Origin of the sequence: Synechococcus sp. LA31 (genome assembly GCF_018502385.1) — a bacterium.
GTDB lineage: Bacteria > Cyanobacteriota > Cyanobacteriia > PCC-6307 > Cyanobiaceae > Vulcanococcus.
Genome location: NZ_CP075523.1, coordinates 176,070 through 187,633, shown reverse-complemented (window position 1 = coordinate 187,633; position 11,564 = coordinate 176,070). Strand labels below are relative to the sequence as shown.

The following is an 11,564-nucleotide window of genomic DNA, read 5'->3' as shown; positions in this document are numbered from 1 at the left end:
CGCGTGATGGGAGCAGGGGGACTTGAACCCCCACAACGTTGCCGTCTGCGGATTTTAAGTCCGCTGCGTCTACCAATTCCGCCATGCTCCCGCGGCCGGAAGCACAACCCGGCTTCCGGAGGCTCATCCTAGATTTCCCTAGCAACCGCTTCAGCGCCGTGCCCCTGCCTGGGATCCTCAGCTCCCTTACGAGCGAAACGCTGCTGGTGATCGCAGCTTATGTAGCCCTCGCCGGTGCCTATCTGGTGGTGGTGCCTCTCGCGCTGATGGCCTGGATGACCAAGCGCTGGACGGCGATGGGGAAGATTGAACGCACGGCGGTGTACGGGTTGGTGTTCCTGTTCTTCCCTGGCTTGATCGTGTTCGCACCGTTCGTGAATCTGCGGATGCAGGGTCAGGGGCAAGTGGGATGAACCCAGGGATTACGCGTGGGAAGGCTCTGCTGGTAGGCCTGGCGATCTTTGGGCTTGGCGGGCTTGGCTATTGGGGCTTCGAGGCTGTAGGCCTTGAGGGTTTCAGTGCCGGTATTGCGGCCCAAGCCGTGCTGGTGGCGGTTGTGCTGGTGTGGACGGGCTCCTACCTGTTCCGAGTGGTGACCGGCAACATGACCTATATGGAGCAACGCCGCCGCTATCGCTCCGCCTACGACAGCGCTACCGACGAAGAACTGCAGAAGCGCTTTGATGCGCTCACTCCTGAAGAGCAGGAGACGTTGCTGAAGGAACTGGGACAGCTGCAAGACAGCAGCGAGCTTTAGGGCCGGGCTGAACACGACCCCATAGGCTCACCGGCAGATCCAGCGCTGCCGTGAGCACCAGCACCCCGATTCAGCAGCGTTTCAGTCAGCTTCAGCAGCGCGGCCAATGTGCGCTGATGCCGTTCCTGATGGCTGGCGATCCGGATCTCTCCACCACCCGCGCCACCCTGCTGGCATTGCAGGGCACCGGGGCCGACATGATCGAGCTGGGTATTCCCTACAGCGATCCCCTGGCCGACGGGCCTGTGATTCAGGCAGCTGCCAGCCGCGCACTGGCTTCAGCCACCACCCCCGGCCGCGTGCTGGAGATGCTCAGCAGCCTCAAAGGCGAGCTGCGCATTCCGGTGATCTTGTTCACCTACAGCAACCCTCTCCTCAACCGCGGCATGGAGAGCTTTTGCCGCGACGCAGCAGCAGCAGGTGCCGCCGGGCTCGTGGTGCCAGACCTCCCCTTGGAGGAAGCGGAGAAACTCTCGGCGATCGCCCAGCAACACAGCCTGGATTTGGTGCTGTTGGTGGCACCCACAACGCCCGCCGATCGCATGGGCCGCATCGCTGCGGCAAGCCGAGGCTTCACCTATCTGGTGAGCGTCACCGGCGTGACAGGCGTTCGCACCAACTTGGAAAACCGGGTGGCCGGTTTGGTGCAACAGCTGAAGGGCATGGGGCCCACGCCGGTGGCCGTGGGCTTCGGCATCTCAGGTCCCGACCAGGCGCGCCAGGTGCGCGACTGGGGGGCTGATGGGACCATCGTGGGCAGCGCGCTGGTGAAGGTGATGGCCGAGGCCTATGCCCAACAAGGCGATGTGGCAGCAGCAGCTGGAGAGTTCTGCCGGCTGCTGCGCAAGGCCCTAGATGACTGATCGCGCCTCCGAGCTGTTTGGTGCGGTGTCGCAGGCTTACGCCGCCCACCGCCCCACCTATCCCGATCATTTCTTCACGGCCTTCGCCGAGCGTTGCCCGAGTCACCAGCGGGTGTGGGATTGCGGTTGCGGCAGCGGCCAAGCCTCACTCACCCTGGCGCAGCACTTTGATCAGGTGCTGGCCACCGATGCCAGTGGCGCTCAGCTCGAGCAAGCCCAACCTCATCCGCGCATCAATTACCGCCAAGCCTCCGCCTGGGCAAGCGGGCTCGAGGCCGCGAGCGTGGATGGTGTGCTGGTTGCAGCTGCGGTCCACTGGTTTGCAGGCGATGCCTTCAACACAGAGGTAAGGCGTGTCGCCAAAGCGGGAGCCGTAATGGCCTGGATTGGCTATCTGCCACTACAGCTCACCTCGGAGGTGCTGCAGACGTGCCTCGATGGCTTCTATGCAACCACCCTTGAACCCTGGTGGCCCAACGAGCGCCGCTGGGTCGATCAGCGCTATGCAGGCCTGCCGTTTCCTGGTGAGGAGTGGCCTTTCCCGCAAGACCTTTGGATCGAACGGCAATGGACCCTCGACGATCTAGCTGGGTATCTGGGCACCTGGTCGGCCGTGGAAACGGCGCGGCGCGCCGGGGTGGATCCCCTGCCCGAGCTCGTCGACACCATGCGGGCCTTATGGCCTGGTCATGGCCGCCAGCGCCTTCTGGCTCGTTGGCCGTTCATGGGGCGTTGGGGCGTGATCACCCGCTGAACCTTGCCGAAGCCGTCAGAATCAGGCCATCCGTTTCCGCTTCAGCCGCATCGATGGCCCACCGTTTTCTGTTCACCGCCGGTTTGATAGCGGGCGGCATTGCCCTTTCACCTGCTGCAGCTCTGGCGGGCTGGAGCGAGTACAGCTCAGCCATCTCAGAGGTGGATGCTTGCAATCAGGCCCAATACCTGATGCCTGAGAAGGCCGTGGTGCAAGAGTTTCGCTACAGCGTGAACACCAACAAGAGCGGGAACACCTTCCTTTGCAAGGTGCGCTGGAGCGACAGCGCGAAAGCCCAGCCCACCGACCGCCCGATTCTCTTCCCATCGCGGATCCGTCAGCCGATCTTCGCCGCAGGCTGGCTGTAGGTTCGGCCGTTCATTAGGAAGGCCTGGCCATGCGGTTTGTTCTCTGGGGCACCTACTGCGACAACGCTCTTGAGAAGCGCGCCCCCTACCGCGAGGAGCATCTGGCCGGGCTCCAGCAGCAGAAAGATGCTGGTGTGCTGATCACCCTCGGCCCCACCGAGGGCAGCACCCATGTGTTCGGCATCTACGAAGCGGAAACCAAAACACAGGTGGAGAACCTCCTGCACACCGATGTGTACTGGCGCAATGGCATCTGGACGGAGCTCCAGGTGTATCCATGGATCCAAGCCTTCTGATTCAGGTCTTGGGCCAATCCGCCAGGGCCTGCTGCCACACCCAGGCCGCTACATCAGTAGTGCCCTGCTCTCCGAGGACAGCCCCGTATCCGCTCATCTGCCCTACGCCCGCGGCGGCAATGCTGGCGATGGCCTCCTCAGAGGCCAAACCCTGACGCTCCAGTGCCGCCAGTTTGAGGGTCTTGCCGCGGCGAAGGATGTTGCCGCCATTCACGTGACATCCGGCGCAGTGCAGCTGAAACAGCTCACTGCCATCCGCGAAAGCTTGGGCAGGCCCCATCAGCAGGGCTGCCGCGGCCACCATCGCCCACCAGCAGCGGCAGGTGCGGCGCCAGAACACGGAAACAAAGATCAAAGGCCCAGTGAATGGCTCCCATCAGTCTGCCGATCCATCCCGGCGCACCGATGGCCCCGGCACGCTGAAATGGGTGCGCTGATGCGCTGATGCATGCTCACCTTTCTGCACAGCGCCGACTGGCAGATCGGCAAGCCCTACGCCCGGGTGCAAGACCCCGATAAGCGCGCGCGGCTGCGGCAGGCCCGCATCGACGTGATCAGCCGCATCGGCGCGTTGCTATCCAGATCAAAGGCGCGTTTTCTTGTGGTGGCTGGCGATCTGTTTGATTCGCCAACCCCCAGCAACAGCGATGTGAGCGCGGTGTGTCAGGCCATCGGCAAGCTGGAGATCCCGGTGCTGGTGATTCCTGGAAACCACGACCACGGAGCACCCGGCAGCGTGTGGCACAGCCCCTTCTTCCTTGCTGAGCAGCAGCGGCGCGCCGCCAACCTGCAGGTGCTCTTGGAGCGGCAGCCTGTGGAATTGGAGGAGGCCGTGGTGCTGCCCTGCCCCCTGCTGCGCCGCAGCGACAGCACCGATCCCACCACATGGATGCGGCAGCTCAACTGGGAGAGGCTTCCAGCGGCCAAACCGCGCATCCTGCTTGCCCATGGCTCGGTCCATGGCTTCGCTGCAGCTGATCTCGATGCCGACGATGACAACCCCAGCAGTGCCAACAATCGTCTGCAGCTCGATGGCGGCCTGCTCGAGCAAGTTGATTACGTCGCGTTGGGCGACTGGCACGGGCTGAAACAGGTCAATCCACGCACCTGGTATTCCGGAACACCGGAGCCGGATCGCTTTCCGCGCACCAATGACTACCAAGGCGGCCAGGTTCTGGAGGTGAGCGTTGAGCGCGCCGGCAGCATCAGCGTTGTTCCCCAGCCCACAGCTGCCTTGAACTGGCAGCAGCTCCAGGCAGCACTGTTAAGCCCTGAGGATCTTGAGCAGTTGGAACGGCGGCTTGAACCGCTGCTGGCAGCCGAACCAGGCCAACAGCTGCTGTTGCTTGAGCAGAGCGGCAGCCTCAGCCTGGAAGCCCACCAGCGCTATGCGCAGCTGCTAGAGCGGCTCGAAGCCCAGCTGCTGCGCCTGAAGCGACGCGGCGTGATCGAGCACAGCCCAGACCCCGCCGAACTCGAGCAACTGCTCCAACGGGCGGAAGATCCCCTGATTGCCCGTGTGGCCCATGGTTTGAAGATCGAGCTGGAACAGGCTGCAACCGCAGAAGATCCCCACAAACGCCGCCTGCTGCAGCTGGCGATGGCGGAACTGCATCGTGCCGTGGGGGCAATGCCATGCGCCTGATTGCCTGCCGCTTGCAAAACGTGCGCCGCCATAGGGAGCTGGCGTTGCGCTTCGGGCGGGAGCTCACCTTGATCGGCGGCGCCAACGAAACGGGCAAAAGCACCCTGGTGGAGGCGTTGCATAAGGTGCTGTTTCTGCGGGCTACCGCCACTGGGCGGGGAGTGGAGGAGCTGCGCTCTCGGCTGCATCCAGGCCTGCCGGATGTGGAGATCAGCTTCGCGGCGCAGGGGGATCTCTGGCGGCTGCGCAAGCGCTTCGCCGGCAGCAGCGGCACCTGCCAGCTGAGCAACGGCAGTGGCCTGGCCCTTAACGGCGCCACGGCCGAAGATCACCTGGCGGGGCTGCTGGGCTTCGAAGCCCCGGTAGAAGGGCGTCGCATCGCCCAGCTACCCGAGCGCTGGGCACACCTCTGGGTGCGTCAGGGGGATGGCGGGCTGAACCCCTTGGGTGGGAACCAGGAGCGCTACGACCACAACCGGTTGGTAGAGCAATTGCAGCTGCAAGGCAGTAGCAGCGCCTTGGAATCCAACCTCGATCGGCTGGTGATGGAGCAGATCCAGCAGCAGGTGGCCGAGCTCTACACCGCCACAGGCCGGGTGAAGGCGGGCTCAGTGCTGGCCGAAGCGCAGCGCCGCTGCAAGGAAGCTGAGGCAGCCCACCACAACGCCCAAGAGCAGCTGTCTGATCTTGAGGCCGCCATGGAGCAATGGCGCAGGATCAACGAACGGCTGGAGACAATCGAAGCTGAACAGCGACCGGCATTGCAGCGTGAGCTGAAGCTGCAGCAGCACATCACGTTGCTTCAGGCCCAGCTCGCGCCAATGCTGCGGCAGGAGCAGGAGCGCCAGCAACTAGAGCAGCAGCAGCGTCAAGAGCAGAACGAGCACACGCAGCTGCAGAAGAGCTTGAACAGCCTCAGCCAGGAGCAATCCCGGCTCCTGGCTGAGCAGCAGCAGCTGCAACAACGGGCGCAACAGCTCAGCGCCCAGCTGCAGCAACAGGCGCAGCGCCAGGAGCTCGTGCAGTTGCTGCTCGATCTGCAGCAACTGGAGAGCGAGGAACTGCAACTGCGGGAACACCAGCAACAGCTGCAGAGGCTTCAGGAACAGGCCGAAACGCTCAAACAACAGCTGGCGCAGCTGCCGGAGATCAGCGCCGATCAAGTGCGTGAGTTGCGCCAGGCAGAGCAGGCCCTGGCGCAGGCCACTGCCCGCTGCGAAGCGATGGCCTCAAACCTTGAGGTGCTGGCCAGTGATCAAACAATCCGCCTCAACGGCAAACCCCTGAGCCGAGGGGAGCGTCGCCGCATCAGCGAAGCCGCGCAGCTCGAGGTGGGAGCGGGCGTGCAGATCACCATCACGCCCGGCGGCGGCCAGGCCCTGCCCCAGGCCCTCAATCTCCAGCAGCGCGCGCAACAACAACTGGCCCAGCTGCAACAGGCGCTGAAACTCAACAGCAGCGATCAGGCCGAAGCGATTGAACGGCAGCGCCAGGCGATCGAGCAGGAGCTGGCCAACTTGCGCCAGGCCGCCAAGGCCATTCCCTGGTCGGGGCTGCAGCAGCGGTTAGAGCAACTCACCCCCCGGCGCCAGCGCTTGCAACAGGCCCTTCACCAACAACAGCCGCTGCTGATCGCCATGGCTAAGGCGCAAGACGGCTGCGCCCCCCAGCAGATGGATCAAGCAGCCCTGCATGATCTGCAGGAGCAGCTGCGCAACAGCGCCATTGACCTCATCACAGATCAAGAGCGCAACCAGCAACGCTTGCAAGATCTGGATCAGACCCTCCAACAAATCCAGAGCAACCTGCTGCAACTTCGCAGCCGAGGGGACCAGCTCGAGGGATCACTGCAGGTGCTCAGCCAGCGGTTGCAAGCCCTCCGCCAACAGCAACACCCCAACAGCAACCTTGAGGCTCAGCAACAGCAGTTGCAAGCCCTGCAAAGAGAACTTCAGCACCTAGCCAACAGCCGCGGCAATACAGATGCAGGAGCCTCTCTCGAGAGGTTGGAGCAGGAAAAGGATCAACTGCTCAGCCAGCGGGGCCAAGCCGAACAGCGCTGCCAGAGCCTGGGAGCAATCAACCCGGTGGCCGAACTCGAACAGCGGCAGGCCGCCTTGGCTGAAGCCGATGCAGAACGTCAATCGCTCGAGCAGCGCGGCCAGGCTTTGCAGCTGTTGCTCGAGCGCTTTTACAGCGAGCAGAGTCATTTAGCGAACCGCTACAGCGAACCGCTTCGCGCCGCGATCGCGCCCTATCTGGCGGAATTAGCCACCGATCCCCAGCAGCCCTTGCTGGCCTTTGACCCACAACAGGGATTCCACGAACTGCAACTACGCCAGGGCGATGAAGCCTTTGCCTTTGAGCGCTTGAGTGGAGGCATGCGTGAGCAACTCTCAGCAGCCGTACGACTGGCCATGGCTCAGGTGCTCAAACCGGCCTACGACGATGTGCTGCCGCTGGTGTTCGATGACGCCTTCACCAACAGTGACCGCCAGCGCCTGGAAGGGCTCCGGCGGATGCTGCAACGAGGCGTCGACCAGGGCACGCAGATTGTGCTGCTCACCTGCCACCCCACGGACTACCTCTCTCTGCTGCCGGCGACGCTCGATGCAGACAAAAAAAATCCCCCCGAGAAGCTCGAGGGGATCTCAGCAGAGCTGGGAGAGCAGAGAGAGCGTGTCTTGGTGGAACTGAGCTGAGGAGATCAGCAAAGCTGCCGGCGAAGGATCACTCCTCGTCTTCGTCGGTGCCGCCGACAGGGATCAGGCGAATCTGCTTGCGGCCGAGCTTGATTTCGAACTCATCGCCTGGCTGTAGATCAAGCATGGCGGTGTAAGCCTTGCCGATTAAGAGGTTGCCGTTGCCCTGCACGGTGGCCACGTAGCTGAGCTTGCGACCGCCCTTACCAACCTTGCCGGAGCCGCCAAGCTCAACGCCCTTGGCCTCGAGCAGAGCCTCGTAGAAGGCAGTGAAGTTCAGACGATCGCCGCCATCCTTCTTGCTGGAGACGTAGCCACAAGCGCGGACAATTTCTGATTTGCCTACATCGCCCATTTCCTTGACTTTGGCCAGCAGATCCGTTCCTGTGAGCATTGCCGGAGTGGGTTGTTTAAGAAGACAATCCGAACCTACAACATCAATGCCTGTGTTGCCATGGCTGAGATATCGAAGATCCAGGCCTTGGGGGTCGACAATGACTCAGCACTGATCAGCAGTAACCATGGCCAATCGGTTGCGGCGCCTCGAAGCTCATGATCACGATGCGCTCCCGGAGATTTATCGCCAGGCCATTCTGCTTAGCACCGCCAAGCACTACAGCGAGATACAGCAAAGGGCCTGGGCTGAACAGAGCAAGGCACTGCAGCCTCTGCTCAGCCAGGGCCACGGTTTCGTGATCTGCAATGCAGAGGATCAGCCCCTGGCTTTTAGCCTGCGCCATCCCCATGACCGCCTGGCTCTTCTCTATTGCCATCCCACTGCACAACACCAGGGCTTCGGCCGCCGATTAATTGAGGCGGTGGAGCAAGAGGCCAAGGCTCTTGACGTCAAGGTGCTGAGCACCGAAGCGAGCCTGATCTCCAAACCCCTGTTTGAACAGCTGGGCTGGCTGGTGAGCTGGCGAGAGGAGCTGCGCATTGGTGGCGTGCCCTTCCTGCGCTTCCGCATGCACAAACAGCTGCAACGGGGATACTGAGCCGATGGCCGAAGCCCAACTCCAACAGTTTCTCGAGAAGGTGCGTCAGCTCAATGCCTTTGTGGCATTGACGCAAGCGAAAACCGATGTCAGGGAAGCACTCAGCGCCTGTAGTAACCACCATGAAGTGGTGGCACTGGCGGCACAAAACGGTTTCGAAATCGGGCGGCGCTGGGGTGACAGCGGCCCCGCGGCCACGCAGCAGCACACAAGCTCCAGCGACCAGAGCAATCTGCTAGCCAGTGCCTGCCCCCCAACGGGGCAGGAGCGGGTGGAGCTCCTGATCGAGGGGCCTGGCTGGCGGCTTGAACGCATTCACTCTTGCCAGGCCAGCAGCCCCGAGGGGTTCTGGTATGACCAGAGCGAAAGCGAGTGGGTGATGGTGCTGCGGGGCAGCGCCAAGCTGCAGTTTCACGACGAAGCAGAACCAAGGGATCTCTGCGCGGGGGACAGCCTGCTGATTGCCCCGCATCGCCGTCACCGCGTGGTCACAACAGATCCGGATCCTGGAACGCTGTGGCTTGCTCTCTTCTGGTCGGCAGACGCCTGACGTGGGACTGACGCACAAGCCAGTAAGCCCCCGCCAGCGACAAAATTGCGAAGCCCAAGCCGATCAGATCGGCGGGATTTTTCTGCACGCCGGGCGGCATCACGATCACTTTTCGTGCCACGGCGGTCAGCGCCGTCACCAGCACCAACTCGATCTGCACCACGTGCTCCCGCAGATACGCCGTGAGGTTCTGCAACACCTCGAGCGCGATCAGGATCACCAGCACCTGATCCAGCAGGGTCACCAGCCCTTCGCCGGTCCAGTTCACATTGAGATCAAGCAGATCACTGCCCAGGAACAGCAACAACTGCAAGGTGGCCACCACCAGCACACCGGTCAGCACCACGGAGAGCACCTTGGCCAGGGCTCGCTCAAACAGCGTGATCGCCCGAAGAAAAGCCCGGTCGTCGAAAAAGCGCATCTACCCCTCCCGCTCAGTAACTGAACGGTCGGTACTGAGGCTTGGCGGGGGTATCGCCGGGTGGATTCACGATTTTGGTGTCACAGGTGATGCTGCCATCGGGAGCTGTCACGCAGTTTTGCGGCTCCACCTTCGTTGCAGGGCCCACGTTGCTGCCCGGCCCCCAGAGAAAGCTTTCCACCTGAGCCTGGGCCGGCAGCACCATCACGGCAGCCGCTGCACCTGCCATGAGCATCGATCCAGCGGTGGTGAGCGGCGTAACAAACAGACGATGCAGCGACATAACGGCAGCGGAGCGTGCACCCACTTTGACGTGTCCGCGCAGCACCGTCAGGCTTCGCCTGAATCCAAACGAATCTCCTGGAGCAACAGATCCAGCTGGCCGAGGGAGTCGTCAAGAGATGCTGAGACCTGATCGTCGGCTTCGCCGCCCTGATCCTCCCCCTGCCAGAGGGATTCGATCTCGCACAAGCGCTGGGCCAGCCCAGTGAGGCCATCACGGCCGTACACCCCGGCCAGCTCCTCCAGCAACACAGGCATACGAATGGAGCTAGCGCGCAGGGCTCTGCGCAGATCAGCCTGGGTACGGCCGCTGTGACGCAACCAATCCTTCAGGAAGACCTGCAGGTCATCCAGCTGCTCAGTGGTGAGCGTGGTCATCAGCGCCCCAGGGGAAACCAGCGATCCAGTTTGCGCTGTGCGCGCAAGCGGATGGCATCGCTCATGTGGGTGGTGCACAGCCCAAGCAAGGCGGTCAGGGCCACCAGGTCGTCGCTGAAACCAGCTGCTGGGATGAAATCCGGAATCAGATCCATCGGCATCAGCAGATAGGTGAGTGCAGCGAGCATGGTGACCCTCACCTGGGGAGGGGTGTTGGCGTCCAGCAACAGCTCCAGACACTCCAGGGCGGGGCGAGCCAGGGTGCGCCCGGCGCGACGCAAGAGGCGTCGCAGCGCCCCTTCGTCAACCTCGGTGCTCCCGAGCACCTCCGCATCCACGCAGTCAGCGTCCATGCGAGCCGAGGAATTGGCGGCCACGGGCAAAGCCTCCTTAAACCGATGCCTCCATCATGGATTGGCGCAGCTGAAGATGAACGCTCAGCTGACCTCAACCAGCCCGGTCTGGATGCCGGCTTTGCGCAGTTTGCGCAACGCACGTTGCACCACCTGGCGGCAATATTCTCGGCTGCACCCGAGCAGACGCGCTACTTCAGCCAAGGTGCGCCACTCATGACTGCCGTCGAGGCCAAAACGCAGCATCACCACAGTGCGCTCCTTGGGGGTGAGATTCGACTGATCCAGCAGCTTCCACACCGCGGCATTGCGTTCAGCGCGCTCGCAGCGCTCCATGGGCGGCAGATCTTCACTGGGGAGCACATCCACCAGCTCAGTGGGATCTGACTTGGACTTCACCACCCCCTGCAAACTCACGGTGACACTGCGCAGCTCACAACCCAGCAGATCCTCAATCTCATCAAGCGGCAGATCCATCGCCGTCGCGAGCTGCTGAGCTGTGGGCTGAATGCCATTGCTCTGCAACAGGCGCGCCTTGGCGGCACGCAGGCGCGTGAGCTTTTCGTTCACATTCACGGGGATGCGAATGGTGCGGCTCTGGGTAGAGAGCGCGCGATTGAGACCCTGCCGAATCCACCAATAGGCATAGGTACTGAAGCGATGGCCGCGGGTGGGATCGTATTTCTCGACAGCCCGAGTGAGGCCCAGGGTGCCTTCCTGGATCAAATCGAGGAGATCAAGCCCCTTGCCCTGATAGCGCTTGGCCAGGTTGACCACCAGGCGCAAATTGGCCGTGATCATCTGATCCTTGGCCCGATCACCCACGCGCATCGTGCGCTTTTCCATGTCGTCGTAAGTGCAAGCTTCACCCACACCACCAGCACTAGCGCAACGCTCGTGCAGAGCCACCATGGCTTGCACCTTGCGGCCCAGCATCAACTCCTGTTCCGGAGTGAGTAACTGGTGCCGGCCAATTTCACCCAGGAAGGCACTCAAAGAGCTGGCCATGCGCGGTTCCATCCACTGAATTGAACCTAGAAGCTTTTTCGCTCATCGAGGAAAGCATCCAAAAGGCTTCCAAGTTTCACCTTTGCTTCGCATGTTGCAGCCCAAGAACTCTACAAATCCACACCGGAAACGAAACTCTTCTGGTGCAAAGCTCACCCGCACTGCCTCCACCCAGCACCATGAACGGCACAC

General features: G+C 62.4%; 17 protein-coding genes and 1 tRNA gene. 10 read left to right on the top strand and 8 right to left on the bottom strand.

The genetic code is table 11. The annotated features are described in order from the left end of the window. Nucleotides 1-7 precede the first annotated feature (7 nt). Nucleotides 8-91, bottom strand: a tRNA-Leu gene (locus KJJ24_RS00960). 67 nt (nt 92-158) lie between these two features. Here KJJ24_RS00960 and KJJ24_RS00955 point away from each other — a divergent pair. Genes KJJ24_RS00955 through KJJ24_RS00930 form a run of 6 tightly spaced genes read left to right on the top strand, consistent with a single transcriptional unit; the run spans nt 159 to nt 3,038 of the window. Next, nucleotides 159-413: an NAD(P)H-quinone oxidoreductase subunit L gene (locus tag KJJ24_RS00955; protein WP_214340174.1), complete on the top strand. Its 255-nt coding sequence runs from the start codon at nt 159-161 to the stop codon at nt 411-413. Continuing rightward, nucleotides 410-757, top strand: a complete 348-nt coding sequence (locus KJJ24_RS00950; RefSeq protein WP_250544828.1) for a DUF3007 family protein — start codon at nt 410-412, stop codon at nt 755-757. Before KJJ24_RS00955 ends, KJJ24_RS00950 begins: the two co-directional genes overlap by 4 nt. Nucleotides 758-807: 50 nt before the next feature. After that, a complete protein-coding gene (trpA, locus tag KJJ24_RS00945) occupies nt 808-1,620 on the top strand; it encodes a tryptophan synthase subunit alpha (protein WP_214340173.1) in 813 nt (270 codons plus the stop codon). Beyond that, a complete protein-coding gene (locus KJJ24_RS00940; RefSeq protein WP_214340172.1) occupies nt 1,613-2,374 on the top strand; it encodes a class I SAM-dependent methyltransferase in 762 nt (253 codons plus the stop codon). The genes trpA and KJJ24_RS00940 overlap by 8 nt, the downstream gene beginning before the upstream one ends. Nucleotides 2,375-2,427: 53 nt before the next feature. Then, complete coding sequence (locus KJJ24_RS00935; protein ID WP_214340171.1) at nt 2,428-2,742, top strand: hypothetical protein; 315 nt, start codon at nt 2,428-2,430, stop codon at nt 2,740-2,742. Between the two features lie 29 nt (nt 2,743-2,771). Further along, nucleotides 2,772-3,038 carry a YciI family protein gene (locus KJJ24_RS00930; RefSeq protein WP_214340170.1) on the top strand — a complete coding sequence of 89 codons (267 nt, stop codon included), beginning with the start codon at nt 2,772-2,774 and terminating at the stop codon, nt 3,036-3,038. Nucleotide 3,039: 1 nt separating this feature from the next. On the opposite strand, the gene KJJ24_RS00925 is transcribed toward KJJ24_RS00930, so the two are convergent. Continuing rightward, the gene (locus KJJ24_RS00925) at nt 3,040-3,342 is read right to left on the bottom strand and encodes a c-type cytochrome (protein ID WP_214343111.1); all 303 of its coding nucleotides are present in this window, start codon (nt 3,340-3,342) and stop codon (nt 3,040-3,042) included. Between the two features lie 144 nt (nt 3,343-3,486). Here KJJ24_RS00925 and KJJ24_RS00920 point away from each other — a divergent pair, with 144 nt between their 5' ends. Both KJJ24_RS00920 and KJJ24_RS00915 read left to right on the top strand, forming a co-directional pair. Next, entirely contained in the window at nt 3,487-4,683 is a 1,197-nt protein-coding gene (locus KJJ24_RS00920) for a DNA repair exonuclease (RefSeq protein ID WP_214340169.1), read from the top strand. Next, a complete protein-coding gene (locus tag KJJ24_RS00915; protein ID WP_214340168.1) occupies nt 4,674-7,385 on the top strand; it encodes an AAA family ATPase in 2,712 nt (903 codons plus the stop codon). Before KJJ24_RS00920 ends, KJJ24_RS00915 begins: the two co-directional genes overlap by 10 nt. Nucleotides 7,386-7,413: 28 nt before the next feature. Here KJJ24_RS00915 and KJJ24_RS00910 read toward each other — a convergent pair whose 3' ends face one another. After that, complete coding sequence (locus KJJ24_RS00910; protein ID WP_214340167.1) at nt 7,414-7,779, bottom strand: AbrB family transcriptional regulator; 366 nt, start codon at nt 7,777-7,779, stop codon at nt 7,414-7,416. 127 nt (nt 7,780-7,906) lie between these two features. Between KJJ24_RS00910 and KJJ24_RS00905 the strand changes: the two genes are divergently transcribed. Beyond that, a complete protein-coding gene (locus tag KJJ24_RS00905) occupies nt 7,907-8,380 on the top strand; it encodes a GNAT family N-acetyltransferase (protein ID WP_214340165.1) in 474 nt (157 codons plus the stop codon). A 4-nt stretch (nt 8,381-8,384) separates the two neighbouring features. Beyond that, nucleotides 8,385-8,930: a Nif11 domain/cupin domain-containing protein gene (locus KJJ24_RS00900; protein WP_214340163.1), complete on the top strand. Its 546-nt coding sequence runs from the start codon at nt 8,385-8,387 to the stop codon at nt 8,928-8,930. On the opposite strand, the gene KJJ24_RS00895 is transcribed toward KJJ24_RS00900, so the two are convergent. The 5 genes from KJJ24_RS00895 to KJJ24_RS00875 form a co-directional block, all read right to left on the bottom strand. After that, nucleotides 8,869-9,351 carry a phosphate-starvation-inducible PsiE family protein gene (locus KJJ24_RS00895; protein WP_214340161.1) on the bottom strand — a complete coding sequence of 161 codons (483 nt, stop codon included), beginning with the start codon at nt 9,349-9,351 and terminating at the stop codon, nt 8,869-8,871. The genes KJJ24_RS00900 and KJJ24_RS00895 overlap by 62 nt on opposite strands. A 13-nt stretch (nt 9,352-9,364) precedes the next feature. Next, nucleotides 9,365-9,634 (bottom strand): hypothetical protein, encoded by a 270-nt coding sequence (locus tag KJJ24_RS00890; RefSeq protein WP_371811755.1) that lies wholly within the window; start codon nt 9,632-9,634, stop codon nt 9,365-9,367. Between the two features lie 47 nt (nt 9,635-9,681). Continuing rightward, complete coding sequence (locus KJJ24_RS00885; RefSeq protein ID WP_214340159.1) at nt 9,682-10,011, bottom strand: hypothetical protein; 330 nt, start codon at nt 10,009-10,011, stop codon at nt 9,682-9,684. Beyond that, nucleotides 10,011-10,364: a YkvA family protein gene (locus KJJ24_RS00880; protein ID WP_214340157.1), complete on the bottom strand. Its 354-nt coding sequence runs from the start codon at nt 10,362-10,364 to the stop codon at nt 10,011-10,013. The genes KJJ24_RS00885 and KJJ24_RS00880 overlap by 1 nt, the downstream gene beginning before the upstream one ends. An 84-nt stretch (nt 10,365-10,448) precedes the next feature. Continuing rightward, nucleotides 10,449-11,372 (bottom strand): RNA polymerase sigma factor RpoD/SigA, encoded by a 924-nt coding sequence (locus tag KJJ24_RS00875; protein WP_214340156.1) that lies wholly within the window; start codon nt 11,370-11,372, stop codon nt 10,449-10,451. Between the last annotated feature and the right edge of the window lie 192 nt (nt 11,373-11,564).